We start from the raw sequence: 26,302 nt of genomic DNA on the forward strand, positions 1-26,302 counted from the left end.
GGGCAGGCGCAGCCCGATGCCAATTACCAGAGGATCGTCAGCAAGATCGGCAAGGCTCCCCCGCAGTACCCGGACATCGACGACGAGTGACGACGCACCGTGCCGCATCGAAAGGGTGGGTAATTACGCAGCGACGGCCTTTTTATATGGACCGCGCGTCCCCGGCCTCGGTGCAACGGCGTCCATCATGCCGCAAAGATCGTCCATCGACCAAAGCGTCTTGGACACGCCAGCCGACTTTGCCGGCGTCATCTTCAGCGTCTTGTGCATTTTTATGAAGTTGTACCAGACGGTATACAGGGCAACCATGTGGACGTGGTTCTCGAACTTCCTTGAGAACGCGTTCGTCAAGCGCGTGAAGCGGCGCATCTGCATCCGCATGGTGAGGTTCTGGCGTTCAACGTGCGACGTGCTGACGTGCGCCAGATCGGGTTCGCCTTCGATGCGGGTCAGCAGACGGCGGGGCTGTAGCGGCGTTCCTGTGGCACTGCCTTGCCTTCCGGCTCGCCATACATCTTGACCAGCATTGCATAGTCGATGTCGGCCCCAAGGTTTCCTCGACCGCATTGAGATAGGCTTTGTGACCGTCGGTCGTGCGTTGGACGCGATTGGCAAGACGCTCCTTAACGTCATCCATGAAGGCTAGCGCATATTCGCCGTCGCGCCCGCCGACCAGCCACGAAATGATAAGCTTGCTGTCGCTGTCCAGAGCGGTCCATGTCCATGTGTCGCCAGCGCCGTCCACCGGCTTTTTCATGCCGGAAACGTTCTTCTGCTTCGCGGCGCTAAAGCTTCAAATTTCGTAGCACTGAACACGCTTGGACTTCACGTTGCGTACTTCGCGGTCGTGCAGCTCGGCGCAAAATTTGCCGGCATCGACAAGCAGCTTCGACACCGCGTTGATTGACACATCGGCAACGCGGGAGATCGACCGCATGGACGAACCCTCGCAAAGCATCGAGAGGATTTGCACGCGGGTCTGAAGGGGCAGCTTGTTCACTTGAAGCGTGGGTAGCCAAAGAATTGCAGATTTGGGTCCAGACATTTCCGAGCGAATTTTACGAGCACATGTTTCGATTGCGCGGTTTGGCGTTCGCTTCCGATTCGGTAAAGCGGCCGCAATATTTCGCCACCTGACCAACGATATCGTCTACAAGCGCCTTGAAGCTGGCGTCCTAAGAGAGTTGAAGCGGGTCGCAGTGAAGCAGGCCGCCCCAAGGCGCGGTATTCTCAGAGCCTCACAAAGAATATCGGGTATCCCAAGCTGAAAGAGCATCTTGGCGCAGTCGTTGCCTTCATGCGGATCAGCAAGTCGTGGGATGGGTCATGAACCTATTGAACGAGCATTACCCTCGTAAGGGCGAGACGCCCATGCAGCCAGTCGCAAGGCGCATGACGCGCACGGCATTGCCGATGACATCAGCGGGGCGCTTCTGGCCTTTAGGTCCGGTTGGCATCGCGAACCACCTTAAAACCAGAAGCTTCCAACGAAGCTAGCGCCGCATGAGCAAATGTGTGGCAGTTTTCAAACGGGCCATTGCCTTCATGTGCCGTCGCATGGAAGGCGGAAAGAATGCCCTCGAACATGGCGGTCACCGCTTCGTCCCGGTCTTGGTCTGTCATATCGGCTCCTATGCTTTGCGGTAAGCAAAGGCGGTTTCGCCCCAGGCTTCAAACACGACCGTCGATTTTCTGAATTTCAAACTGAGAAACTACCCGTTGCGCCGGCGGCTTGACGTGCCGGAACCGCATAAGCAGCAAGATTTTGAGACCGACAAGAGAAATGTATGACCTGATGGAATTCTATCAGAGCGCCGAACTATCCTTTCACAGATGAAAGGATAGCTCGATTGACTATCCTCCCTCGATCCGGTCACTTCATCAACGTGCGGTTGCGCCTGACAGAAGCCGAGATGGCGGCCGCGCCTTAGGAGGAAAACCAAGACATGCGTCAGGCAATGCCCCGCTTGGCGTGCAATCGGATGGTGGCGCCCCAACTTCACGTCAGGGCCATTTTCGCGCTTGTCCGCAACGTCGCAGCTGCACCCTGCAACGGGCATTGTTTTCAAAGCGCGAGATCGAGGACGACATGCATCACAACATCGGCAAACCCGAACAAAGTGCCAGAAAGACGCCGTCGTGCGACAAGAACGCGCAAGGGGCTAATGCAAAGCCCGAGACGAACGACGTGATCCCTGGTGTGCAGCCGTACGAAAGCGCCTTTACCGGGATCTCCGAAATATCGAAAGTACTCGCCGCTCCCTCCCGACTCGAAGTGGCTTTGGCCAAAACTCTCGAGCTGCTGCGCTCGTTTGTGCAGATGCAACACGGCATCATCTCTTTGTTCAACGGTGACGGCGTACTGGACATTGCCGTAGGCACCGAGTGGGACGAGAGCAGCGATGAGCGCTACCGCAGGCGCCTGCCGCGCAAGGCAATCGATCAGATTATGACGACCGATACGCCGCTCATCGCCGAGAACATAGCGCTGCATTTGGCCTTCAGTGCCGCCGATATTGAAATGCTCGGGGCCTCAGACACCGTAGCAGTGTCGTTCATCGGCGTTCCCATTCGCTTGGATGCGAACGTCGTGGGCACCCTGACCATCGACCGCGCCCTGGACAATGGGTCAAGGTATCCGCCCGATTGTGATGTCCAGCTGCTCACCGTTGTCGCCACCCTGGTGGGACAGACCATTAAGTTGCATCGTTTGTCCCCCGGCGACCGCGCGCGACCGATGGCGGAGGGGGAACGGTTGCAAAAGCAGCCTGCGCGGGAGCGTAAGAAGGTTTACGTCAAGGGGATGATTGGCGACAGTCCAGCGCTAAACGCGCTGCTTGAGAAGATAGCGGTGGTTGCCAAGGCAAAGAGCACGGTTCTGATACGAGGCGAATCCGGTACCGGGAAGGAATTGGTTGCCAGGGCCCTTCACGAGTTGTCGCCGCGCGCCAAGCGACCCTTCGTCAAACTTAATTGCGCGGCATTGCCTGAAACAGTCCTGGAATCCGAATTGTTCGGCCATGAAAAGGGTGCCTTCACCAGCGCGTTCAATTCGCGCAAGGGACGGTTTGAGCTCGCTGACAAGGGGACGTTGTTCCTCGACGAAATCGGCGAGATCTCGGGGTCGTTTCAGGCAAAGCTCCTGCGCGTCCTCCAGGAGGAGGAGTTTGAGCGCGTCGGCAGCAACCTGACCGTTAAGGTCGATGTTCGCGTGATTGCCGCCACGAACAAGAACCTGGAAGAGGCGGTTGCAAGGAACGAGTTCCGCCGCGACCTCTACTATCGCATCAACGTGGTTCACCTGCAGGTGCCGGCGTTACGTGAAAGGCGCAGTGATATTCCGCTCCTCGCGGCTGAGTTTCTCAAGAATTTTAGTGATGAGAACGGCCGTACGCTGACCTTCGATCCGAGTGCGATTGAGGTACTGAAGAACTGTGAATTTCCCGGCAACATCCGTGAGCTCCAAAATTGCGTGCACCGGGCAGCGGTCTTGGCGGCGGGCCCATCTATCTTCAGAAAGGACCTTGCCTGCTGCGACGGTCAGTGCTTTGCCGCGGCGCTGTGGAAGGCCTCGCTGCAAGCTGGGCCGATCGTCCCGGTGCCAGTGAAGTCGAGCACGCCGCCGGCCAACGCCACCGGTTCGGCCGCCCTTGGGGTCCCGCCTCCCATAGGCGAGCAGGCGCCGTTAGCGGCTGCCGGCGCAGCCCACTTAAATGGCGCGAGGGTGACTGATGCCGATCGTGTCATTGCGGCTATGGAAAAATGTGGCTGGGTCCAGGCAAAGGCGGCGCGCCTGCTTGGGCTGACGCCGCGCCAGATTGGGTACGTGCTGAGGAAATATGGCATCGAGATCAAGCGTCTGTGAAAGGACTTTGAAGCGAAAGGGACAAATCAAGCGTTGGTGGTTTGGGGGAGCCCGAGCCGCTCCGTCGCGTGCATTTGAGAAGGTCTGCATGCTGAACCAATTGAGGGGTGCGCGTCATGATCGAGGGCGGCGCCACGGCACGCCCGCATCCTTCAGGTCCTGCATAATCCGAGATATGCCGGCGCCTTCGTCTACGGTCGAACGCGTGGACGGCCCCGGGCCGGGCGGCGGCGTTTCGCAGATCAAGGTGGATATGGCTCGGTTCGTCATGCCCGACATGCATCCAGGTTATATCGCCTGGGAGTGCTTTAGGGCCAACTAGGAGCGTCTCACGACCAATGCACAAGCCTATGGAATGCAGCGCCGCGCCGGACCGGTGCGCGAAGGCAGCGCCTTGCTCCAGGGCCGCGTTCTCTGCGGCCCTGTGCGGCGAGCGCATGGGAGTTGATTATAGCCAAGAGCACGGCAAACCCGTCCCGACCTATATCTGCCAGGAGACCGCCACCCGTCGTGGCGGCAAGGTATGCCAGTCCGTGCCCGGCAAAGTCGTCGACCCCGGGTGGGTGCATTGCTTGTCGAGCTGATGACGCCGATGACCCTTGACGTCACCCTGGAGCGGACGCGTCATGACGCCGAGCTCGCCCGGCGCCGCTACATGAAGGTCGATCCCGCCAATCGCCTCGTTGCCGACACTCTCGAGGCCGAGTGGAACGAGAAGCTGCGGCTCCACACCGACGTCGTCGAAGACTATGAACGACGCGCGCCCGAGGAAGCCGCTGCCCTCGATGCCGAGACGCAGCAACGCGTCCGCGATCTTGCCGAGCAGTTCCCGCGGATCTGGAGCGATGCCCGCGTCGACGTCCGCGAGCGCAAGCGCATCCTGCGGCTGCTGGTCGCCGAGTTCACCCTGGTCAAGGCCGAGAGGATTATCGCAAACGTGCGACTATCCGGCGGGGCGACCCGCACCTTGACGCTGGGGGAGCGGCCTTTGCCGATCGCCCAGATCCGCAAGTTCAAGCCTGAATTCGTCGCAGAGGTCGACCGCTTGCTCGACCGTCATTGCGATCGCGAGATCGCCGAGATCTTCAATGAACGATGCCTGTCAACCTGCTCACCACCCAGGAAGTGGCCGAACACTTCGCGATCGCCGAGACCACGGTGCATCAATGGGGGCGCCAGGGCTCATCACCAAAGTCTGCAGCGACAATCTCAACCGTGGTCTGCGGGATACTCCTTCCGGCCTCACGATTATCAAAGGCCGCCCGGGCCCGAACGCCGTTCCCGCCCGCCGTGCCTTAATTACCGCTCCATCAACCGGACAGGACTCATTATGAAACATTCAACCCAGCGCTATTTGCAGATGACGCCGGATCTCCTCGAGGCGGCCAGCGAGCGCTTTGCACCGTACGCGATGGAGGCCGACCATGACGGATAAAAACCTCCTTGGTCCGTGGATTCGTCGGTTTCTACTGGAACATCTGGTCGCCGAGCGCAATCTTTCCCGCAACACCCAAGCCAGCTACCGCGACACGCTGGCTCTGTTGCTGCCGTTCGCCAGCAAACAGGGAGGCTATGCCATCGATCGCATGACCGTCGAAGAGCTGACGCCGGAAGTCGCCCGTAAGTTCCTGGACCATCTGGAACGTGATCGCCGATGCAGCGATGCAACCCGCAACCAACGGCTTGTGACCATTCATTCACTGGCACGCTTCATCGGCACGCGGTCGCCGGTCCACCTGGCCTGGTGTTCCGAGATAAGGGCAATTCCATTCAAGAAGACCGCAAAGGCCGCGATCGGATATCTCGAAGAGGCCGAGATGGATGCGCTTCTCGGTCAACCCGACAGGCGTACGGCTCTGGGCGCGCGCGACCATGCTCTGCTGCTATTCCTGTACAACAGCGGTGCTCGCGCGGATGAGGCAGCAAAATTGAAGGTCGGCAATCTTCAACTGGGCGCGTCTCCTTCAGTGCGTCTTCATGGCAAGGGGAACAAGATCCGGATCTGCCCATTGTGGCCAGCGACGGCAACATCGCTGGCCCGCCTGGTGATCGATCGGGATAAAAGCGATGCAGTCTTTCTGGGGCGGATGAAGGAGCCTCTGACGCGGTTCGGAATACACCGCGTCGTGACGCAATATGCTGCCATGGCAAGCAAAGCCGTTCCGACCCTGACCAGGAAGCGCGTCAGCCCCCATACGATTCGGCACACGACAGCCGTCCACCTCCTGCGTGTAGGTGTCGATATCAACACGATCCGCGTTTGGCTGGGCCATGTGTCGTTGGACACCACCCACATCTAAGCCGAGGTGGATCTGGAAATGAAGGCCAAGGCGTTGGCCAAGGTTGATATCAGCAGCCTGAAAAAGCCCCACGTCAACGATCCCTGCCGTCATTGATGGCATTCCTGAAAGCATTGTAGGCAATTGCCATCGCCGTTCTTCTTATGTGGCGGCTTGGGCCGAGGAAATCACCGAGAGCCTTGGCTCACCCTGCAGCCGCAACATAAATCTGGCCGCAACATAACGACTGCAGCCATAGCCGCCGGGATGGACGGCGCGGTACTGCGAGCATTAAGCGTGACGCCCGGCTTCTTCAGTTCCAGCGCCAGCCCCGCCCATTCGGCTCCCGAAGCCGCCGCAGGCCCTGCTTCACCCCGCCCTGGCGAACAGCCGACTCTCAAGCGCGTCGTCGGTCAGCTCGCCCGGCAGCGGCCAGTTCAACCCCGCCGCAACTGCTCGCTTCAGATTATTATCCTGCACGGCGCTGCGTGCTATGCCCAGCCTCTGGGCGATCTCTCGGGCGCTTGTTCCGTCACCCGCAAGCCGCAGCATCTGTCGTAAATGTCTCATGGTCAGCCTTCTCTTTGCCGGCATTACGCGTCTCTTGTTCCAAAGGACCGTCATTGCCAAAGTTGCTGACCCAGGTGCTCCTTCTCAGGCTTCACAGTGGCCGGATATTAATCGGAATGGTGGCCAGCTTCACGTCGGAACGGCGGCCGGCTTCAAGCTGGAATGCCCGGCCGGATACGTCGGAATTTGCACGTAAACCTTTCCGTCGTCGGTGCGCTCGATGATGCCTGCTCACAATCAGCGAAATGCGCAATGATGCCCCAATCGATCAGCCCGGACACATCGTCATGCACGCGCTTCCAGGTGCTCGATCAGCTCCCACCGCTTGGGGCTGATCACCGTGAACAGCTGCGAGGGCGAACTGAATGTGAAGGTTCCGAAGGGATACCCGTTCGCATGGCCTTCTTTGCGTGCGCGCTCGATGGACTCTACCAGAACGGCATCGGCATCGCTGCGGACCCGGACAAGCGCTGTTTTCATGACTGCTATCGCCTCAAAGAAGCCGCTGAAGCCTTTGCCCGGGAAGCAAAGTCAAACCAACAAATCCACATCTGTCCTGCCTTGCGGGAGGAGGAGTTTGACTGACCTTGACCGGGGGAATTTGAAGTGACCCGCGGGGACACATCGCGCATGGTCCAGCTTCGGGATGGACTGCATTCTTGTCGTTGTCGAGCTGATCAGCTCGGAGACGCCATCGCGCATCTGCGAGATAGATGCGACGCAGCCTGGCGGCCGAGCCCGATCTTGTAGCGCGGCCGCCGACACTATCGCCGACGAGCACGCCAGGTACGACGATCTCGTCGGCCTCAACCAGATGGAACGGTTGAGGCCGACAACAGCCGACTATACATCAGGTCCGGGACCCCGCTAGTGCGATGGTATGGAGTTTCTCTTCGGGAATGTCGTCGAAGGACGCGTAGTTAAGATTGTAGAGTTTGGAATAGAACCCATCCATGGCCATCAGTTGGTCGTGGTTGCCGGTCTCAATGACCTGGCCATTCTGAAGTACGATGATGCGGTCGGCACCACGGATTGTTGCAAGGCGGTGGGCGATGACGAGGCCAGTGCGGTCTTCAAGAAGTTTTCTCAGAGCCTTCTGGATCAGGATTTCCGTGTAGCTGTCGATGTTGGCGGTGGCCTCATCAAGAACCAGGATCTTGGCGTCGGCAACGAGAGCGCGGGCGAAACTGATGAGCTGGCGCTGGCCGAGAGAAAGGTTGCCACCGCGTTCTCCGAGCTCGGCTTCATAGCCGTTGGCAAGGCTCATGATGAAGTCGTGGGCGCAGAGCGCCTTGGCGGCCTCGATGACCTTATCGCGCGTGGCGTCGGTCTTATGGTAACGAATGTTATCGAAGACCGTCCCCGTGAATAAGAACGGCTCCTGCAGCACCATGGCGATTTGGCCGCCGAGCGATTCTTGGGTGAGATCGCGCACATCATGTCCGCCGACCAGCACCTGGCCCTGCTGAACATCATAGAGGCGGCGGACGAGGGCCATCGCACTCGATTTGCCAGAACCAGTTGGCCCGACCAAGGCGACCGTCTCGCCGGGATCGACCCGGAAGGAGACATTTTTCAGCACCGGACGGTTGGGTTCGTAGCCGAAGGTGACGTTCCTGAATTCGACCGAGCCGCCCATTTCCGGCGAAAGCACCCTGGCGCCCGGTTTGTCCTGTACCTCGATCTTGACGTCGAGCACATCGGTCAGGCGCTTGCCGGAGGCCATGGCACGCTGCATGACCGAATATTGCAGGGTAAGTGAGCGAATTGGGTCAAAAAAGCGCTGGATGTAGAACAGGTAGGCGACCAATACGCCCACATCGATTCTACCATTCATGACCATGGAGCCGCCGACCGCGATCATGACGGCCATGGCCAGGCCGGTGAGGCCATCGACGATCGGGACCATGACCTGTGCACACCTGGCAGCGATCAGGTGAGCCCTGAGGTTGGCATGTGCCTTATCGTCATAGAGCATGAAATTTACCTGCTGGCGGTGCATGGACTGGATCGTACGCACGCCGTGAATGGCTTCGGCCAGCGCGCCGTTGACGACCGAATTGGTCTCATGTGCGGCCATGAAGGCATGGCGGGCACGCGGCAACCAGACGATGCGGATGATCACCAAGGCCGGCAGGACAGAGAGCGTCAGGAGGCCGAGGCGGAAGTCGAGGTACAACATCACGAAAACAATGCCGAAGAGAAGCGCAAAATCGGCTACGGAATAGATTGAGGTTTCGAGGAATTCGTGGATGGCGTAGACGTCGCCTTGAAGGCGGGACATCAGGCGTCCGACCTCGGTCTTGTCCATGAAGGAGAGCGAAACCTTCTGCAGATGACCAAACATGGCGCGGCGGATATCGAAGAGGACGTTCTCGGCCATTTTCCCCACCGCGGTTTCCTGTGTGTAGGCGGCGCCGAAATTAACCAGAATGGTGAGGCCGAACGCCTCGGCGGCCGCAAGCAGGGCGGAGCGATCAGCGCCAGCCGAAGTCATGGCGTGGTCGATCGCGTAACGGATGATAAGCGGGATGAGAAGCTGCGTACCGGTGAAGATCATCAATGCGGCGACGGAGATGATTACCATAGCGCGGTAGGGGCGGACGAAGGCCCAGATGCGCCGAATGATGTTGTTGTCGAAAGCCCGGCCGAACATCTCCTCCTCGATGCGATGGGAGCCGACGACCGCGCGCGGGGGGCGCCTGCCGTCATTGGATTCGGTTTCGGGTTCGATGACATGCCCCTTGGCCATCAGGTCACGCCTCCATTCGCGATCGCGTTGTCATCACCGGGGCGCAACTGGAGATCGTGCAAGCCCTTATAGCGTCCTCGCTTGGCCAAGAGCTCTTGATGGGTACCGCGCTCGACGATCTCGCCGTTGTCGACAAAAAGGATCTGGTCGGCGTGCGTGAGCAAACTCAGCCGGTGGGCGATGATGATCGTTACCCTATCCTTGGCGAAACGTCGTATCGCCGCGCGGATGCGCTGCTCGGTGGCCCCATCGATCGCGGCCGTTGAGTCGTCGAAAACGACGATTGATGGGCGCAGCATCATAGTGCGAGCTATCGTGAGACGCTGGCGCTGGCCGCCCGAGAGAGAGGCGCCGCGTTCGCCGACGACCGTCTCGTAGCCTGATGGCAGGCTAAGGATGTAGTTGTGCAGCTGGGCGGATTCGCTGGCGCGCTCGATCCGCTGTTCCCTCGCCCAGGGATCGCCGTAAGCGATATTGTTCTCGATCGTCGTGGTGAAAAGGAATGCATCCTGCTGTGCGACGGCGACCATCTTGCGAAGCGTCGCGAGGGTGATCCCGCGGATGTCATGCCCGTCAATCGTGATGGCGCCCCCGCTCACGTCGTAAAAGCGGGGAATCAGGTGAGCCATTGTCGATTTGCCGGAACCCGGCGGACCGACGATCGCGATAGTCTCGCCCCTACGGGCTTCAAAGCTGATATTCTTCAAAATGGCGCGGTTTTCGGTGCCGGGATATGCAAAAGAGACATTGTCGAAGCGCAGAATGCCTTCACTGATCTCGAGCGGTCTGGCGCCGGGAGCATCCCTGATCGCGATATCCTGGTCGAGGAGAGCGAAGAGACGCGAACCGCAAGTCGAAGCGCGGGCGAAGGCATTGACCATCAGACCGATCTGGCGGACGGGCATTTGCAGGATCGTCATGAAGGTCAGGAACGTTGCCAGCGTCCCGACCGTGATATCGCCGGCGATGAGCTTGTTGCAACCGATCCAGAGCACCAACCCCATGGCGAAAAAAAAGGAGAGGGTCGTTGCCGATGTGTTGGGCACGGAGACGTCAACCTGGTCGTGTGCGCGGTCGAGCGCGTTCTTCGAGGCGCGGTCGAACTTCAGCATCTCATAAGCCTGTGCCGAAAAGGCGCGGACGACGCGGATGCCTGCGAGATTTTCCTCCATCACGCGGCTCAGGACCGAAAGCCGCTCCTGCAGGTCTAGCCAGGTGGCGCGCAGCCTAAGTTGTGTGACCGACGAGCGCCAGGCGACGAAAGGTACGAAGCTCAACGCGACCAGGCCGAGCACCGGGTCGGTTGAGATCATAGTGTAGGCGCCGATCCCGATCAGCATGCTGAGCAAGAGCACGCGAACCAGTGCGTTGGAAAAATACGTCCGCACGCCGTCAAGATCGAGAATGCCGAGCATGATCAGATCACCTGAATGCACGCGATCGTGATAGGAAAAGCTGAGACGCTGGATCTTGTCGTAACAAGCGAGCCGCAGTTCGTACGCGACGTGATGCCCGACGGCTTCGGCAAAATAGTTCTGCGCCATCGTGAAGAGGCCGCGTAGCGCGCTGACGCCGAGCAGCAGCAGAGCCGGGGTCCAGAGCGCTTGTTCTGCCGTGGTCCCCGTGACACCGTCCCCGATGGCTAGCTGGGTCTGGTCGACAGCCCGCCCGAGAAGCTGGGGAATGAGCAACTGGAGGATTACTGCTCCGATCGTGGAACAGAAAGCGAAGGCGACCTGCCGAGGGTGCCGCAAGTTCATACGCGTAATGCGCAGCAGCGTATTCAAGCCTCGCCCCCGGCGGGTCGCCTCCGCATGGGTGGACGAATTCAGAGCGTTCGTTGCTGTGCCAATGGCATTGCTCACGGGTGTGTTCCCGACTGAATTTTGCCCCCTTGACGGCAAGCCGGACGGCTTTCCATATCAAAGGTGTCCGCGAAGTTGATCCTGGCCATCTGCTGCAGTGCGCGCTCCGACAAGCCGAGCCACCGCTTCGCTTGCTGACATATCGATTACCGTAATTCCGCTTGCCGCCAGAAAACGGGCTTCGTTTCTGGTCAGCGTTTGCGCATCCATTACCGTGCAATGTGGGCCTATGGAGCGCTTCAAGATCTGCCTGGCATAGGTGCGCAGCATCTGATCATTGAAGCGGCAGCCGAAAAAGAAAAGACCCCGATCGTTGCGCCGTTCCTTCACCGCGTCTGGGATCGGTGTCTGGATATCGATTTCGGTAAGGACTTCGACATAGTCGGAATCCGCCACTAGGAAATTTGCCGCCGGCCTAATGCTGCCGTGAGGTGTATAGAGGACCGTCTTTGCCACCGATCCGGATTCGAGTTCGTTGCCGGACAAATCATATGTTTTCGTCCAAATGTCACCGAATTCGTTCGCCCGAGTTATGCCTTGCATCTCGACGACGTCCGTTCGGCCGGCGTCTGCGAGGGCCGCGCGCATGGCGCCGTCGTACCAGCTGTCGATGATGAGGGAGAGCGGCAGCGTTGCGAGCCAGGCGTGGAGGACAGTCGGCGCCGCCGGCGCTGCGAAGATCTCGGCCATCCATGTTTGAAGTGTGCGGCGGTGCCGGCGCTGTTCGATAAACTGCGCGACCGACCACATATTGGTGCGGATCTTGGAAGGTGCTGGCATCCTCGTGTTGAGCGCCGCGGCGACGGCTTCCGAGGTAAACGGTACAGTCGGCTCCGCGGAGCTCAGCCGGAGAAGGCCCGGACCGAGATACGGGATCACCTGATCGGCGGCTAGCGCTTGCTTCGCAAGCTCAAGCAGCTTTTCGGCAAAGCTGTCCCGGACAATGACGAGGTGCCTCGAGGATGGGATCGTGTTCATGCTCGCTTCCTCTGGTCGCGCTCTCTATCAATCCGCGGCATTAGTCCTCGTCGGAGATCTTCCTTGCCTCAACGGTGATCGGCAAAGGCGTATCGCGTGGAAGGTCGGGTAAAACGAGTCGCCAGCCGTTTCTGAGCGTCACGGCCCCGCCCCACAACTCTTCCTTCTCGAGTTTGACGATCGGCTCTTCGAGATCCTTCTTGGGGATATACGCCGACAAGCCAGCGCCGGTCCTGCGGATCATTACTTTCATCTGGCCGTTCCTTCATTCACAGTGCTGTCGGTCCTGCACGGAGCCTCGACCTTGTCGAGGCTCCTCAGTTCACGCGCTCGCATGCCGACCACCGTGCCACGATCGATCCACTCGACCGCATAGATGAAGAACTGCTGGAGAAAGGTGCCAACATCGCGCACATAGCCCTCGTCGCCCTTCCGCACGAGGTTTTCGCCGATCTGCCTGCCAGGAAAGGTGCCGTCATTCTTTATGTGGCGCGTGGCACGGACCCGCTCACCCGGCACAAATCGTGGAGGTCGGCGGATTTCGACCTCCTGTTCGCGTCCGAGCCCCATGGCCGTTCCTTCCTTCTCGAGGTGTCAGTTTGTTGATAAAGACGTTTCAGGCCACCGGATATCAAGCAGGAACGCAGGTCTTCGGCACAGGGCACACTGAGGCGCATTGCTGCGTATCGAAGGCCCCCTCGCATTCGGTGCACTTGTCCCGCTCGATCACGTAGCTCTCGCCCTTGAATTCGATCGCGTCTGAGGGACATTCGAACTCGCAAGCGCCGCATTGAGTGCATTGGGATGCGATGATCTTAAAACTCATTGTAACTCCTGGTTCGGTTGGGAATGAGACGGCTCAGGCCGTCGCCGCCAGCGGTTGGACGCCAAGCTCGGCGGCGTAAAGCGCGCTGACTGCCGTCTCGATGTAATCATGCCCGTAAGCGTCGGTCGCTCGGATTCCAGCATCCGCGAGTTGATCCTTTGGGCAATCTCCGATCTTGGCGCACAGCACGATGTCTATGCCCCCCAGAGCAGCGATGATTGCTGCGAGGGTGGCTTTTTCGCCCCAGCCGCCGAGGCAATACTGCTCGACCTTGCGATGCCCGACGAAGGTGATCCCGCGCGGCGAGGCTTCATAAATCTGGAATTCCTTCGCATGGCCGAAATGATCGTTGACACGGCCGCCGCCCTTGGTCGCAACTGCCACAAGAAGGGACCTGCCGGAACCCGCTGCCTTGAGCATTCCGATCGCCTTGCTTCTGGCCGCCATGTGATCGCGGCGCTCGTGCGCGACCACCTCGCGATAGGCCTCGCGCTTGCTGGCGTCGTAGGTGACCTCGGTGGGAATTCGGTCGAGTGTGAATTCCTGGCCATCATCCTCGCCGATCAGGCCGACGGCATCGGCCCGGCATTGCCGGCAATGGCGCATCAACTTGGCGCCGCCTTCAAGACGATCCTGGAGGGCCTTGAGCTCGGTTGCATTGGGGCCGCGTTGCCCGGTCAGGCCGTAATGCGTACCGTGCGCGGGGTCGGAAATCAGGGGCATGACATTGTGCAGGAACGCCCCGCGCTCCTTGACCCATTTATTTACCTCGATCAGATGCTCGTCGTTGACGGCGGGGATCACCACCGAGTTGATCTTGGTCAGGATGCCGCGCGCGCTCAGCATTTCCAGACCCAGCATCTGCCGCTCGTGCAGGATCCGGGCGGCTTCGATGCCGGTGTATCGGCGGTGGCCGTGAAAGATCCAAGGATAGATCTTTGCGCCGACTTCCGGATCGACCATGTTGATGGTGATCGTCACGTGATCGACATTCATGTCGGCAAGCTCGGCGACGCGATCCGGTAGCGCGAGTCCATTGGTCGATATGCACAGCTTGACGTCGGGGATCTCTCTGGCGACTCGCTCGAACGTTGCCTTTGTCTTCTTCCAGTCGTAACAGGCGTCGCCCGGTCCGGCGATGCCGAGTACCGAAAGCTGCGGCACTTCGTTGGCAACCGCGATCACCTTGCGTAGCGCCTGGTCGGGAGTGAGCTTTTCCGAGACGACTCCGGGCCGGCTTTCGTTGGCGCAGTCATATTTGCGGTTGCAGTAGTTGCACTGGACATTGCAAGCCGGCGCGACCGCAACGTGCATGCGCGCAAAATAATGGTGGGCTTCTTCTGAAAAGCAGGGATGATCCTTGATCCTCTCCCAGACAACCGGATCCAAGTCGTCTGGCTTCTCCGACGAGCCGCAGGATGGCGATGTGCAGCCAGCGGATTTCTCCGTCGCCAGCAATTGGTCGAAAGTCGTCGTGCTGGTCAGGGCCTCAAGCGAAACGATCGGTGCGGGCATCGAACGGCTCCGTTGCTGGTGGACGTCGCAGCTGGAAGCGCAAGAGCCATGCCAGCTCAAAGAGCGGTTTTAATTCACGAATTGGCTTTCCGTGTCGAATTTTGTCGTTTTGTTCGGACAGCGTTTTGTCGGCATTCCGACAGGCGGACAAGCGGATCGGGGCCGCGAAGGCAAGCGTGTCTGAGGCACAGTTCAGCAGCGCTGTTGCAGCCCGCCATTGCAGGTCATCAGATCTCTGGAATTTCTTCACCTTGATGCCATACCGGCGCAGAGCGTAGCCGATTTGCCGCGGCGTGAGGCCGAGGATACGGGCGGCCTTTGCCTGAACCGAACCCAGCCCACCCCTTCTCCATCGCGTCGATCAGCCGGTCGCGCTCTGTCAGACGCAGGGCCGTCGCTGGGCAAGCAGGATCGCTTGGTTCCGCCGCTGTGAGGGACGATACCTTGTCGTGTGGAGGGCCGATGCGGCTGGCCAGCAGCCGTGATCCAGCCGGCAAGATGTTGCTCCGTGACAGCCCTCGATTGCATTGGTGCCATGCGAACTCTCGGCTGCTTTCCAAAGGAGCGAAGAAAGGGATTGACTAGTCGTGCAGGCGACGTCCGACGAAGTGATTGTCCATGACCGAGCAAGTGCAGCCGTCCTTTGCACGCAGTTTTCCAGCTCGCGCACATTGCCGGGGAAGTACCAGTGCGAAATCAGTTCAAGCGCCGGCGGCGCGAAGGCGAGCTCGCGATGGTTCTCCTTGTTGAATCGGTCGAGGAAGGCGTTCGCGAGGCGTGGAATATCATCAGGCCTCTCTCGTAGTGGGGGCAGGATAATAGGCACCACATGGATGCGGTAATAGAGGTCGGCCCTGAACTGCCCATTCACGACAGCGATCTCGAGGTCCTTGTTGGTCGCGCATGAGGCGGATGTCGACCTGTAACGTCTTGGTGCCGCCAACTCGCTCCAGTTCGCCTTCCTGCAAGACCCGCAACAGCTTGGTTTGAAAGGCTGGCGAAATCTCGCCGATTTCATCAAGCAGCAGCGTTCCGCCATTTGCCAATTCAAAACGGCCGGCGCGCTGGGAGATGGCCCCGGGGAAGGCGCCCTTTCATTCCCGGACAGCTCCGATTCCAGAACCCTTTCAGGCAGTGCGGCGCAGTTCAATTTGATGAAGACTTCTCTCCGCGACGAGAGAGCTTATGGATGGCTTGCGCAAAGAATTCCTTGCCGGTGCCGCTCTCGCCTCGCAAAAGCACGGTGGAATTGGTCTTTGCTACAATCGAGACGGTTTCGAGCACCTGGTTGAGGGGGGCACTTTCCCCAATGATCCCGTCGATTTCCACTTGTGGATGCCGGGCGCGGTCGATCCTTTACGCCTCGAGCGGTTTGTGCGCTCGCCATTGCTCATCGACACGCCGCTGGCGATTTGAACCGAGCATGCGATGGAGGCGGTTGGTCCGGTCGAGAAGATCGGCGACCATGGTCAGGAAGCCTATGTCCTCGTGGCTGTGCAAGGCGGTGGCGCTGTTCCGGTGCGGTCGATCGACAATGTCCCAAGGATTTTGTGCTCGGCCCTTACGGGAACTCCGATAAAGGCGATTGGGATTGTGTCGTCGCTCGAAGACGTCTGAGGGTCAGCCTGAAAATGTTGAGACTTGCTGATGTCCGGTATCACGAGCGACGTCCCCTAGCGACGATTTGATCCAAGACGACCTGTGATATGAGGCGGCGAGTGCCAGATGCGCTTTGGTCGATGCTGCCGACCGTTGCGGCAATCTCGGGCTCTCCGGCAGTGTCCAGGACAACCACTGCTACGTGGCGCATTTGCAGAAAGGACGGGAGGACCTTCACAACGTTGGCGAGCGTAATCTCCAGCGGGGCTGGGGCAGTCAGAACCTTCGATATCTCATAAATTCGCCTGAGCGAGAGATCGGCTTTGTGCATGGCTTTGAGGGCCGGTTCCGGCCCGGTGTCCGGAGGCCCTCCTTCATCGAACCGATCCCGCTAGCATATGGGCCATCGAAACACCTCAGCGGTAATCCAGGATACTCCTCCCAAGCGCCTCTTGGTCGTTTGAACTCCAGTATTCATTTGAACAGTGCGTGCGCCGCCGATCATCCGAACTTGAAGAGGACACCGAAGCCGCCGCGCGGATAGTTCCACTCGATCTCACCGCTGGCCTCGCACAAAATCCGGCAGGTGCCGCACTCCATGCAGCCATCGGGGGTGATCTCCACTTGGCCTGCGTCGTTCAACTCATAGCATTTGGCCGGGCACACGCGGGTCAGGGCGAGAAGGTTCGGGCTCGGCTTCTCGTGCGGTCGCACTTTGATATGCGGGCGGCCAGGATCGACCAAGTAGCGGTTGTGGTAAAGCTTGTCCTCGACGCGTAACTTGGTCACTGCCATCGTCATCTCTCCCTCAGCGCCACGCGCATGCTAGGCGGACCGCGTCGCTGACCAGCCCCCAGCGCGAACGAGCCTTGACGAAGGCGGCCGTGGTCGCTTTTTCCTTGTCGATCTTGGGGGTGCCGTCGACACGCAGGAAGTTCTGCGCGGCCTTGGACAGCAATTGCGGATATGTGGTGAAGAAATTGCACGAATTGGTATGAAGCAAGGCTGGCATGTCCTTGTATTTGCGCAGATCTTTGACCACGAAGGAATTGTCAAGCATGATCTTGTAAAGAGATAGGTTCCGTTTAGTCATTGGATGACTGCGCCTCTTGAGCTGAACTATTGCCTCAGCTGCGATACGGCCGGAGGTCATGGCGAGGTTCGAACCCTCGCGATGGACGGCGTTGTTCAACTGGGCGGCATCGCCGACCAGCACCCAGCCGTCGCCAAAGAGCTGCGGAATCGCCTTGTAGCCACCTTCGGGAATGAGATGCGCGGCATATTCTTTGACCTCGGAGCCGGCGATCAGCGGCCGGATCGAAGGATGGTTTTTGAAGGCGTCAAGGAGAGCGTAAGGGCTCTCCATCGCTGCGGCGAAATCGGAAACGAGGCAGCCGACGCCCAATGAGATTGACTCCTTGTTGGTATAGAGGAAGCCGAGCCCGGCCATGCCGCGGGAGATCGTGCCCACCGCCTCGATCACACAGCCTTCATCGCCGTTGAGGCCGAACCGCTGCTCGATGACCTCTTCGGGCAGGAAATGCATCTCCTTGACGGCGAGCGCCACGGTTTCTGGTTTGGGCATCGATCGCAGGCCGGCCCGGGTGCCAAGCAGCCCGCACACACCTTCTGCGAGAACGACCACGTCCGCGCCGATTATTCCGCCGGTCCGATCTGTGCGGACGCCAATCACCCTGTCCCTGCCATCTCGGACGAGCTCCGTCACGGTCGTCTCACAAAGAACCGTCGCGCCAGCCTCGCGCACCTTGCGCGAAAACCATTTATCGAACTGTGCGCGGATGATCGTATAGCGGTTGGGCTTCGCCTCATTGAAGTGGTCCGACCGGTGGTGAATCCCGGTGTGGGAGGTGTCGTCCATCACCCAAAGCCGCTGTTCGACCAGATGCCGCTCGAGAGGCGCATCGTCCCGGAAGTCCGGGATGATCTTCTCCAGCATGTTCGCGTACATGATGGCACCCTGGACATTCTTAGAACCCGGATATTCACCGCGCTCCAACTGCAGCACCTTCAGGCCCTGGCTTGCCATGGTGTAAGCAGCCGCGTTACCGGACATGCCGGCCCCGATGACAATGGCGTCGAATTCTTCCTCGATCATGTCCATCTTCCTTAACTCGCTAGCTTGTCGCGACTATGCGGCGACAGCCGCCGGGTGAAGGCTTCCGTCAGTGCGGGCAGGAAGCGGATCGCATCAGTGACGATTCCGAGGTGGGCAAAATCGAAAATCGGCGCGTTCGGATCGGTGTTGATGGCGACAATGAGATCGGCGCCCTCGACGCCAACGCGATGCTGGATCGCGCCGGAAATCCCGGCCGCGATGTAAAGCTTCGGCCGGATGGTCTTGCCGGTTTGGCCGATCTGCCGATCAGCCGGCATCCAGCCCTTCTGGACCAGCGGGCGCGAACAGCCATGTTCGGCGCCGATCGCTCGCGCGAGGTTCTTCACAAGCTGCAGATTCTCCGCGCCGCCGAGACCGAGGCCTCCCGCAACCACGACATCGGCATAAGCGAGATTTGCCTTTGCCGACTGGCTATCCGGCAGGAACCCGAGGACCTTGGTGACGATCTCATCCTCGGCTAACCACAGCTTGTGCTCGATGACACGACCTACCGGCCTGTCGGCGCGCTGCGGCATGGGCATGACCCTAGGACGCACTGTCGCCATCTGCGGCCGGCAATTGAGCGTATAGATCGTGCATAGCAAGGAACCGCCGAAAGTCGGACGGGTCGCGGCGAGCGATCCGTCTGTATCCACGTCCAGTTCGGTGCAGTCGGCCGTGAGCCCCGTATGTAAAGTCGTCGCCACGGAGCCGGCAAGATCCCTGCCGAGCGTGGTCGCGCCCAGAAGAAGGATCTCCGGTTTGTGGGTATCGACCAGATCCGTCATCGCCTTGGCGAAAGGCTCGTTCCGATAGTCGGCCAGCAACGGTGCCTCGACGAGGTAGACCATGTCGGCTCCATAAGCGAAGGCCTCGGCAACGGCGTTGCGGGTGGCTTCTTCAGGCGGTCCGAGCACGACGCCCGCAAGCTGGACGCCAAGCTTGTCTGCCAGCTTGCGGCCTTCGCCGAGCAGTTCGACGGATACGGGATGGACCTGGCCGCGTTCGAGCTCAATGAAAACCCAGACATGCCGGTAGTCCTTGAAACGGTCAGGCAGTTCCTTCTTTATGCCGGCACGGCCGGCGGCAGGGCGAGGGGTTTCTCGGTTCGGGGTCGACATCGTCTGCTCCTTGCCCTCACGCGTCGTTGTTGAAGGCGAGTTCGTGTGCCAATTCCGGCTGCCGGGTGAAGAGTGCGGCGACGAGTTCGTCAGCAAGATCGCGCGGCGTCTTCTCCGCGGTTTCGATACGCTCCGCCTTTTCCGCCCGTGGGGTAGGGGCGAAAACACGCTTGACGACCGTCGGCGAGCCGCGTAGGCCGCATCTGGTGAGGTCCTCAATGCCGGCGTCGGCCGCACTCCACTTCACCACTTGGCTGCGCGCTGCGCACAGGGCTTCCTGAAGCGAACCCCGGCGGATCTCGTTGGTGCCTTCCAGCATGGTGACAAGGCAAGGAAGTCTGCTCTTAAGCAACTGCATGCCGCCTTCGCAGCGGCGCTCGACATTGATCTCGCGCGCAGCGAGATCAATGGAGGCGATCTTCGCGACATAGGTGAGTTGCAGGAGACCGAGGCGCTTGGCGATGCCGGGTCCGACCTGGGCGGTGTCACCATCGATCGTCTGCTTGCCGGTGAAGACGATGTCTGGCGTGCCGAACGTCTCGCCAACCTTCGCGATTGCTTGGGAAAGAGCGAAGGAGGTCGCCAACGTGTCGGAGCCGGCAAAATAGCGGTCGGTCAAGAGCACCGCGCGGTCGGCCCCATAACTGAGCGCCTTGCGCAGCGCGTTCTCTGCCATTGGCGGACCCATACTGAGCACTGTGACCTCGCCGCCATAAGCGTCGCGCAGCCTGAGCGCTTCTTCGAGGGCGAACAGGTCGTATGGGTTGATGATGGTCGGCACACCCTGACGCATGATCGTATTCGTCACCGGATGGACGCGTATCTGTGCCGAGTCCGGCACCTGCTTGATGCAGATTACGATGTGCATTGGCGGTTTCTCTAGGCTCCTGTCCGGATGCGGGCTTTGCGGTCGTCTCCTTCGCGCATCATCCATGCCAATCATTTGCGCGCCGCTCTTGCCGGAAATTCGGTTGGTTGCTTCTGAAGGCTTCGTCGTGATGACCCCCTTTTGTCGACTTGGCGACATTGTTGCGTCGCATCCGTGTCGCGCTCATTCCTTCCCGAACCGTTTCAGCATGGACTCGAACGGGACGAAGGTGCGGCCCGGCGTGGCAGGTTTGTCCGGATCGTGGTCTTTGAGCACCTTGAACACCCTGTGCGTGAGTGGCGAGGAAATCGCGAAGTCCTGGTAGGCGCGCTCCAGCGTGCCGCGGACCCGCGCAGCGATCACCGAGTCGGGCAGTTCGGAGAAATCTTCGCTCGCAAGGTATTGGCCCATCCGCCTCATGATATGGAGCCGCGAGACATTGAGCACCTTGGGGTCATAGGAAACGCCAAGGATGGCGAAGAACTCCTCCGCAGCCGACAGGCCTTTTAGCCGCGCGAGGATATCCGTGAGATCGAAGGGACGGCCGTCAGCGGAACAACTCATTGCATTCTCCAAGGTCGGAAATTGTGGTGCGATGGCGGAGCGGCTTTTTGCGCCGCAAGCCGCGGCTGCTATCCTGGCGGAACGGATGGCGAGGAAAAACGACATCGTCCGCCTCAGTGGAATGCAAGGCTTCGGCCAGCCGCCTCGCTGCACAGTCTATCGTAGAGCTCGACCAGTTGAGCTGCGGTGACGGTCGATTTGATCTCGGCTGCCTTGCGGCGGACACGGGCAACCATCGCAGATCCGGGTCGAGATCGCGGCCGCTTTCGCCCAGCACATGAGCAATCGCGGTGGCGCCGGAATGCTTACCGATGACGATACGCCGCCAGCGGCCCACGAGAGCCGGATCCAATCCCTGATAGGTACGCGGGTCCTTCAGCATCCCGGCGACGTGAATGCCGGATTCGTGAGTGAAAACATCGGCGCCGACAACCGGCTTGATGGCTGCTGTCGTCCGCCGGGCGACCTGCGCCACCTGGGCCGCCAGGGCCGCCAAGGCGGGCAATGCGGTCAGCTCTAGGCCCGTGTCTGGGTCGCCGAGGACCGCCATCGCGGTAGCCACCTCTTCCCGCGCGACATTGCCGACGCGCTCGCCGAGCCCGAGAACGGTGACGGAGGCATGGCGCGCGCCGGCGCGGATCGCGGCCAGCTCGTTGGCGGCAGCGAGGCCGAGATCGTTGTACCCATGAAATTCTATATCGATAGGAGACTGCGCCGCGACCTGGGCGACAGTTCGAAGGTCGAAAACGGATCGAGAACGCCGACTGTGTCGGCCAGCCTGACGCGGTTGGCGCCGGCGCGCGCGGCTGTTTCGACAACGCGAGCGAGATGATCCCGATCGGCCCGCGAGGCATCCTCACAGCCCACGGCGACGAAGAAACCGCCGGCGGCTGCGCGTCCGACCATATACTCGATGACCTGAAGCGCTCCTGCATGATCGAGACCTAGCTTTGTGGCGAGTTGGATGTCCGATGCAGGCAGCGACAGATTGATGGCGGAGACGCCGCTCTCGATCGCTGCATCGAGATCCTGCGACGTTATCCGGCACCATGCCGTTAGCCGAACCGAGAGACTCCGCGCAACCGCGGCGCGAATTGCTTTGATCTCGTCGGCGCCCATGACGGGCGTGCCGATCTCGATTTCTGGGACGCCGGCTGCGGCGAGAGAATCGGTAAGCTCCAGCTTTTCCGCCTGTCGTGAAGGCGACGCCGGGTGCCTGCTCGCCATCGCGCAATGTAGTATCGTTGAGAAAGATCCGACGGTTCATGAGCTGCCGGTTCTCGTGCTGCCCAGGCATGGACCGGGTTGACGGTCTTCAGCGCTTCGCCTGCCGGGCCCACGCAGCCTCTCCACGATTGCGGGCACGACCTCGAGCACCCGATCGACGTCCGCTTCGCCATTCTGGCGCCCGAAGGAGAAGCGGACTGTTGCGTATGGCATTTTCATCGCCCGCAAGACATGGCTCGGCTCCAGCGATCCAGAGGTGCAGGCAGAGCCTGAGGAACAGGCGATGCCGACGCGTCCGAGAAGAAGTGGGATTGCATCGCCTTCGATATCTTGGAAGGCAATGTTAGCGGTGTTCGGCAACCGCTCCAGCGGATCGCCAGCGACGAAGCTGTTTGGGATATGCTGGAGGATCCCGTCCTCGAGGCGGTCGCGGAGCGACCTTACCCGCGTGGCCTCGTCCTCCATGAATTTCAAGGCAAGTTCGGCCGCCATCCCGAGCCCGACGATGCCCGGCGTGTTCTCGGTGCCCGCGCGCCGGTCGCGCTCTTGGTGCCCCCCCTTTATCAATGAGCAGAAGGCCACGCCGCGCCTTACATAAAGCGCGCCGATCCCTTTCGGCCCATACAGCTTATGGCCGGAGAGCGACAGCATGTCGATTGCCGTCGACTTCAGCTCTATCGGGAGCCTGCCCACCGTCTGCACGGCATCGGTATGGAAAAGGGCGCCGACTTCCTTGGCCAAGTCGGCAAGCTCGGCCACTGGAAAGATCGTCCCAGTCTCATTGTTCGCCCACATGATCGAGACGATTGCGACTTTTGGCGTGAGGGCGACCCTGTAGGCGTCCAGGTCGAGCCGGCCACGGCGATCCACGGGGATTGTGTGCACCTTGACGCCGCGCGTCCTCTCAAGGTGTGCACACAGCGTCAGCACGGCCGGATGCTCGACGGCAGAAGTCACGATCTCTGCTCGATTGGGCATCACCTCGAGCGCCGAAAGAATCGCGGCATTGTCGCTTTCCGTCCCGCCAGAGGTGAAGATGACCTCATCGTCGAACTCCGCGCCGATCAGCGCTTGTACCTGCCGACGCGCCTTTCCAACCGATGCACCGACCGAGGCGCCAAGACTGTGCATCGACGAAGGGTTGCCAAATTGATCCGAAAAGAACGGCAGCATCGTTCGAACGACATCAGGGTCGACCCGCGTCGTTGCGTTGTTGTCGAGATAGACAGTCCTCATGCGCACGATCCACAGTCGATCGGAATGACGCGAAGCGCGAGCCACGTCGCATTGAGCTTCTGGCGCACGTGGTTGATGCTGACGGCGAACCGGCCGCCGCTGCCGGCGCCCGTCAGTTTGTAAATGGCTTTGACCTTACAGAGTGGATTGGCTGTTTCCAGAATGCCGGCATTCCTCAAGGCAAAGAAGCATCCCTTGACCTTGTCGCTATAGTCCAACATGGCTCTTTTCCTTCTCTGGGGCGATCAGCCGAAGGACTTGCCGCAGCCACACTTGTCCCGCGCGTTGGGATTATCGAAGACAAAACCGGAGGATTCGAGCTCCGTAACGAAGTCGACGGTCATACCGGCGACGTGGGGTTGGGAGCCTACGTCCACGAACACCTTGACCCCATCCACCGTGATAATGGCATCGCCTTCGCGCTCGACGCTCTCCAGGCCCAGCAGGTATTGGAAGCCGGCGCAACCGCCGGCCTGGACCATGATGCGAAAGCCTTCAACCGGCTCGCTGATGCGGGAAAGTGCGGCCTTGACGGCGGCAACGGCGTTGTCGGTGAGCGTAATCATGGTTCGATTTCTCCTCAGTCCGTGACGTACTGCGGATCATCATGCATGGACCGTGCCAAAGGAAAAAACCGCTTCAAACCGTGCGATATCCCTGACTCTGCCGTGAATCTCGCGCGCCATCGTTGGGACGACGTCGGGTAACCGACAGGTCCCTGTCAGGTGTGTCGAGTAAGGCACACAGCGATGTTCGGCTTCAGATCCGGCTGCGCTTGCACGTAAGTCATTGACGAGCATGCCGAAGATCCGTCCTGCGCGTGCTTCTGCGCAATTGGCACGACTTTTGAACCTGCCCTTTCGGCGAGGCCCAAGACTGGCCGACGGATATTCATCTCGTGGGTAGCCTCGTGATCGATGGCAGGAAGGAATGCAACATGTCAGGTCCGAACCAGCTCCGCCTTCACCGAACCCCTGATCGGCCAATTGGCGTCGGCATCCACAATCGCTCACCACCGGCTAGTGGCCGTCGACTGAAGTGAGATGGGACCGGCATGTGCCTGTCGGCCATCGTCCGCAGTTCAGTTGGTACGCGCGCGCGTTTCGAGGGGTGCCGGACGGCTCTCCAGCAACACTCTGTTCTCGGCGAGCACGAGACCGGATCGAGCATCAAGGCGCGCCCCGTCGGCTGCAGATCAGCCGGCATAGCATCGATGATCAAAACGTATGTGGAAGCAGGGGATAGGACATGGAGCAGCGCGAGAAGCCCTCGCCCGAGCAAATCCGGCGTGCACGCAAAGACTGTCCGAAAATCCGCGAGCGCGATCTCGCCGCCCAATTGGGGATTTCGGAAGCGGAACTGGTTGGCGCCGATTGTGGTTTCGACGCGGTTCGCATCGAGCCGCGCGTCAACGATCTGTTGATCGGCCTCGAAGCGGTTGGCGAGGTGATGGCGCTGACCCGCAATGAAAGCGCCGTGCACGAGAAGATCGGCATTTACGACAAGGTGGTAACCGGCAACCACCATGCCATGGTGCTTGGCGATGAGATCAACCTGCGCATCTTCCCGAAGGTGTGGGAGCATGGTTTTGCCGTCGAAAAGCGCGATGGCGGCGACATCCACCGCAGCCTGCAATTCTTCGATGCCGACGGCAAGGCGGTGCACAAGGTGCATGTCAGGCCGGCCTCCAACCTCTATGCCTATCAGAAGCTGGTGGCGCAGCTCGAATCCTCGAACCAGGAGCCGATCGTGTCGGCTAAGGCGAGCGAAGCTGACGATGCTGAGATTCCGGACCAAGCCGCCACGGTCGAGGATCTACGCGACCACTGGAGTCGGCTGACCGACGTGCATCAGTTCTTCGATATGCTGAAGACGCTGAAGCTCAGCCGCTGCCAGGCGATGCGGATGGTCGGCCAGGAATACGCCTGGCTGCTGGACAATGCTGCCATTGGCGCCATGTTCCAGTGCGCGGCCGAAGACGAGATGCCGATCATGTGCTTCGTCGGAAATCGTGGTTGCATTCAGATCCATTCCGGTCCGGTCAAGTCGGTGAAGCCGATCGGCCCGTGCATCAATGTGCTCGACGCGACCTTCCACCTGCATCTGAGAACCCATCACATCCGCGAAGTCTGGGCCGTGCGCAAGCCGACCAGGGACGGTCACATCACGTCACTCGAAGCCTATGGCGCCGACGGCAGAATGATCATCCAGTTCTTCGGGCAGCGCTATGAAGGCGACCGCGAACGCGGTGACTGGCGGTTCCTGGCCGAGAACCTGCCACGTATCCCAACCCCATCAGCCGCGTGAGATAATGACCATGTGCGTTGCTTTCCCTATACGCTCCCTGCTCGCGCTGATGCTCGGCCTCCTGCTGGCCGCCGCGTTGCCTGCTGAGCGCAGTCAGGGCGCAGCTGTCTTTTCCGATCCGCTGCGGATCACCTCGATCGGCGGCTCTGTCACCGAGATCATCTATGCGCTTGGCGAGGAGGGCCCCCTGGTGGCTCGCGATTCGACCAGCTACGACCCGAACGCTTCACTGAAGCAGCCCATTGTCAGCAACGTGCTGCGGCTGTTGGCGGAGGGTGCTCCGTCCGTCAGTCGGTCCGGCGTTCTGGCCGTGCACGGCAGCCGGCGAGAGGACGCGATCGATGCAAAGTGGCGCACACCCTTTGATCGAGCTGCCAGAGGACGGTCGCAACAAAGGCATCCTCGAATGATATACGTGGTCGGCAAGGAAAGGCCGGGAAACTGCCCGCCTCCAGCAGCTGCATGACACCGCCTGCGGCGGCATCATGCAGCTGCCGTCCGGCGACGACGAGGCGGAAATCAGCAGCTATCTCGACGATGCCTGCGTCCAGCGCTAGCAGCCTGAAGCGCTGCATCAGCGCCGCGACAGAGCCAGCACGGCAATCTGCTGCGCA

General features: G+C 60.3%; 28 protein-coding genes and 3 pseudogenes. 8 read left to right on the forward strand and 23 right to left on the reverse strand.

The window, feature by feature from the left end; all coding sequences use genetic code 11:
* Positions 1–123 precede the first annotated feature (123 nt).
* Positions 124–1,000: pseudogene (locus D3227_RS32760) on the reverse strand (IS1 family transposase).
* A gap of 23 nt (positions 1,001–1,023) precedes the next feature.
* Here D3227_RS32760 and D3227_RS44485 point away from each other — a divergent pair.
* On the forward strand, positions 1,024–1,137 hold the full coding sequence (locus tag D3227_RS44485) for a P63C domain-containing protein (protein ID WP_167480956.1): 114 nt from the start codon (positions 1,024–1,026) through the stop codon (positions 1,135–1,137).
* 303 nt (positions 1,138–1,440) lie between these two features.
* Here the strand turns inward: D3227_RS44485 and D3227_RS41270 are convergent, their stop codons facing one another.
* Positions 1,441–1,623 (reverse strand): hypothetical protein, encoded by a 183-nt coding sequence (locus D3227_RS41270; RefSeq protein ID WP_147377734.1) that lies wholly within the window; start codon positions 1,621–1,623, stop codon positions 1,441–1,443.
* 466 nt (positions 1,624–2,089) lie between these two features.
* Between D3227_RS41270 and nifA (D3227_RS32775) the strand changes: the two genes are divergently transcribed.
* From nifA (D3227_RS32775) to D3227_RS32785, 3 genes are all read left to right on the forward strand, one after another.
* Entirely contained in the window at positions 2,090–3,865 is a 1,776-nt protein-coding gene (nifA, locus tag D3227_RS32775; protein WP_120018354.1) for a nif-specific transcriptional activator NifA, read from the forward strand.
* A gap of 568 nt (positions 3,866–4,433) precedes the next feature.
* Positions 4,434–5,300 carry a hypothetical protein gene (locus tag D3227_RS43165; protein WP_245451984.1) on the forward strand — a complete coding sequence of 289 codons (867 nt, stop codon included), beginning with the start codon at positions 4,434–4,436 and terminating at the stop codon, positions 5,298–5,300.
* Positions 5,290–6,165 (forward strand): tyrosine-type recombinase/integrase, encoded by an 876-nt coding sequence (locus D3227_RS32785; RefSeq protein WP_245451985.1) that lies wholly within the window; start codon positions 5,290–5,292, stop codon positions 6,163–6,165. The genes D3227_RS43165 and D3227_RS32785 overlap by 11 nt, the downstream gene beginning before the upstream one ends.
* A gap of 348 nt (positions 6,166–6,513) precedes the next feature.
* Here D3227_RS32785 and D3227_RS42315 read toward each other — a convergent pair whose 3' ends face one another.
* Positions 6,514–6,714 (reverse strand): helix-turn-helix domain-containing protein, encoded by a 201-nt coding sequence (locus D3227_RS42315; protein WP_208646519.1) that lies wholly within the window; start codon positions 6,712–6,714, stop codon positions 6,514–6,516.
* 396 nt (positions 6,715–7,110) lie between these two features.
* On the opposite strand from D3227_RS42315, the gene D3227_RS41275 reads away from it, so the two are divergent.
* Positions 7,111–7,299, forward strand: coding sequence for a hypothetical protein (locus tag D3227_RS41275; RefSeq protein ID WP_147377735.1), 189 nt, complete (start codon positions 7,111–7,113; stop codon positions 7,297–7,299).
* A 265-nt stretch (positions 7,300–7,564) separates the two neighbouring features.
* Here the strand turns inward: D3227_RS41275 and D3227_RS32805 are convergent, their stop codons facing one another.
* From D3227_RS32805 to D3227_RS44490, 15 genes and pseudogenes are all read right to left on the reverse strand, one after another.
* Positions 7,565–9,466 (reverse strand): ABC transporter ATP-binding protein, encoded by a 1,902-nt coding sequence (locus D3227_RS32805; RefSeq protein ID WP_120018325.1) that lies wholly within the window; start codon positions 9,464–9,466, stop codon positions 7,565–7,567.
* Entirely contained in the window at positions 9,466–11,319 is a 1,854-nt protein-coding gene (locus D3227_RS32810) for an ABC transporter ATP-binding protein (RefSeq protein ID WP_245451987.1), read from the reverse strand. Before D3227_RS32810 ends, D3227_RS32805 begins: the two co-directional genes overlap by 1 nt.
* 69 nt (positions 11,320–11,388) lie before the next feature.
* The gene (locus D3227_RS32815) at positions 11,389–12,309 is read right to left on the reverse strand and encodes an SIR2 family NAD-dependent protein deacylase (protein ID WP_120018327.1); all 921 of its coding nucleotides are present in this window, start codon (positions 12,307–12,309) and stop codon (positions 11,389–11,391) included.
* A gap of 40 nt (positions 12,310–12,349) precedes the next feature.
* Positions 12,350–12,562 carry a putative nitrogen fixation protein NifT gene (gene nifT / locus D3227_RS32820; protein WP_120018328.1) on the reverse strand — a complete coding sequence of 71 codons (213 nt, stop codon included), beginning with the start codon at positions 12,560–12,562 and terminating at the stop codon, positions 12,350–12,352.
* On the reverse strand, positions 12,559–12,879 hold the full coding sequence (locus D3227_RS32825; RefSeq protein WP_120018329.1) for a nitrogen fixation protein NifZ: 321 nt from the start codon (positions 12,877–12,879) through the stop codon (positions 12,559–12,561). The genes nifT and D3227_RS32825 overlap by 4 nt, the downstream gene beginning before the upstream one ends.
* 61 nt (positions 12,880–12,940) lie before the next feature.
* Positions 12,941–13,135 (reverse strand): 4Fe-4S dicluster domain-containing protein, encoded by a 195-nt coding sequence (locus D3227_RS32830; protein ID WP_120018330.1) that lies wholly within the window; start codon positions 13,133–13,135, stop codon positions 12,941–12,943.
* Positions 13,136–13,168: 33 nt separating this feature from the next.
* A complete protein-coding gene (gene nifB, locus D3227_RS32835; RefSeq protein ID WP_120018331.1) occupies positions 13,169–14,650 on the reverse strand; it encodes a nitrogenase cofactor biosynthesis protein NifB in 1,482 nt (493 codons plus the stop codon).
* The gene (locus D3227_RS43170) at positions 14,625–14,900 is read right to left on the reverse strand and encodes a hypothetical protein (protein WP_245451988.1); all 276 of its coding nucleotides are present in this window, start codon (positions 14,898–14,900) and stop codon (positions 14,625–14,627) included. Before D3227_RS43170 ends, nifB begins: the two co-directional genes overlap by 26 nt.
* Positions 14,889–16,580: pseudogene (gene nifA, locus D3227_RS32840) on the reverse strand (nif-specific transcriptional activator NifA); the annotation flags it as partial. The gene D3227_RS43170 and the pseudogene nifA (D3227_RS32840), both read right to left, overlap by 12 nt.
* Positions 16,581–16,750: 170 nt before the next feature.
* Positions 16,751–17,050, reverse strand: a complete 300-nt coding sequence (locus tag D3227_RS32845) for a ferredoxin family protein (RefSeq protein WP_095082074.1) — start codon at positions 17,048–17,050, stop codon at positions 16,751–16,753.
* Between the two features lie 7 nt (positions 17,051–17,057).
* Positions 17,058–18,365: an FAD-dependent oxidoreductase gene (locus D3227_RS32850; protein ID WP_120018355.1), complete on the reverse strand. Its 1,308-nt coding sequence runs from the start codon at positions 18,363–18,365 to the stop codon at positions 17,058–17,060.
* An 11-nt stretch (positions 18,366–18,376) separates the two neighbouring features.
* The gene (locus D3227_RS32855) at positions 18,377–19,486 is read right to left on the reverse strand and encodes an electron transfer flavoprotein subunit alpha/FixB family protein (RefSeq protein ID WP_120018332.1); all 1,110 of its coding nucleotides are present in this window, start codon (positions 19,484–19,486) and stop codon (positions 18,377–18,379) included.
* A 16-nt stretch (positions 19,487–19,502) separates the two neighbouring features.
* Positions 19,503–20,354 (reverse strand): electron transfer flavoprotein subunit beta/FixA family protein, encoded by an 852-nt coding sequence (locus tag D3227_RS32860; protein WP_120018333.1) that lies wholly within the window; start codon positions 20,352–20,354, stop codon positions 19,503–19,505.
* A 183-nt stretch (positions 20,355–20,537) separates the two neighbouring features.
* The gene (gene nifW / locus D3227_RS32865; RefSeq protein ID WP_120018334.1) at positions 20,538–20,918 is read right to left on the reverse strand and encodes a nitrogenase stabilizing/protective protein NifW; all 381 of its coding nucleotides are present in this window, start codon (positions 20,916–20,918) and stop codon (positions 20,538–20,540) included.
* Positions 20,902–21,300 carry a homocitrate synthase/isopropylmalate synthase family protein gene (locus D3227_RS44490; protein WP_425374579.1) on the reverse strand — a complete coding sequence of 133 codons (399 nt, stop codon included), beginning with the start codon at positions 21,298–21,300 and terminating at the stop codon, positions 20,902–20,904. Before D3227_RS44490 ends, nifW begins: the two co-directional genes overlap by 17 nt.
* Here D3227_RS44490 and D3227_RS43175 point away from each other — a divergent pair.
* Positions 21,220–21,438, forward strand: a complete 219-nt coding sequence (locus tag D3227_RS43175; protein ID WP_245451989.1) for a hypothetical protein — start codon at positions 21,220–21,222, stop codon at positions 21,436–21,438. The two genes, D3227_RS44490 and D3227_RS43175, sit on opposite strands and share 81 nt — an antisense overlap.
* Before the next feature lie 27 nt (positions 21,439–21,465).
* On the opposite strand, the pseudogene D3227_RS44495 reads toward D3227_RS43175, so the two are convergent.
* The 5 genes and pseudogenes from D3227_RS44495 to D3227_RS32885 all read right to left on the reverse strand — a co-directional run.
* Positions 21,466–21,621: pseudogene (locus D3227_RS44495) on the reverse strand (homocitrate synthase); the annotation flags it as partial.
* Complete coding sequence (locus tag D3227_RS32870; RefSeq protein WP_425374578.1) at positions 21,612–22,145, reverse strand: beta/alpha barrel domain-containing protein; 534 nt, start codon at positions 22,143–22,145, stop codon at positions 21,612–21,614. The pseudogene D3227_RS44495 and the gene D3227_RS32870, both read right to left, overlap by 10 nt.
* A 36-nt stretch (positions 22,146–22,181) precedes the next feature.
* Positions 22,182–23,381 (reverse strand): cysteine desulfurase NifS, encoded by a 1,200-nt coding sequence (gene nifS, locus D3227_RS32875; RefSeq protein WP_120018335.1) that lies wholly within the window; start codon positions 23,379–23,381, stop codon positions 22,182–22,184.
* Entirely contained in the window at positions 23,378–23,599 is a 222-nt protein-coding gene (locus D3227_RS32880) for a hypothetical protein (protein ID WP_147377736.1), read from the reverse strand. Before D3227_RS32880 ends, nifS begins: the two co-directional genes overlap by 4 nt.
* Positions 23,600–23,626: 27 nt before the next feature.
* Entirely contained in the window at positions 23,627–23,947 is a 321-nt protein-coding gene (locus D3227_RS32885; protein ID WP_120018337.1) for an iron-sulfur cluster assembly accessory protein, read from the reverse strand.
* Between the two features lie 682 nt (positions 23,948–24,629).
* Between D3227_RS32885 and D3227_RS32890 the strand changes: the two genes are divergently transcribed.
* Complete coding sequence (locus tag D3227_RS32890) at positions 24,630–25,688, forward strand: hemin-degrading factor (RefSeq protein WP_120018338.1); 1,059 nt, start codon at positions 24,630–24,632, stop codon at positions 25,686–25,688.
* Positions 25,689–25,692: 4 nt separating this feature from the next.
* On the forward strand, positions 25,693–26,154 hold the full coding sequence (locus D3227_RS32895) for a TroA family protein (RefSeq protein WP_147377737.1): 462 nt from the start codon (positions 25,693–25,695) through the stop codon (positions 26,152–26,154).
* The last annotated feature ends 148 nt before the right edge of the window (positions 26,155–26,302 follow it).

It is taken from the genome of Mesorhizobium waimense, assembly GCF_003601975.1.
Lineage (GTDB): Bacteria > Pseudomonadota > Alphaproteobacteria > Rhizobiales > Rhizobiaceae > Mesorhizobium > Mesorhizobium waimense.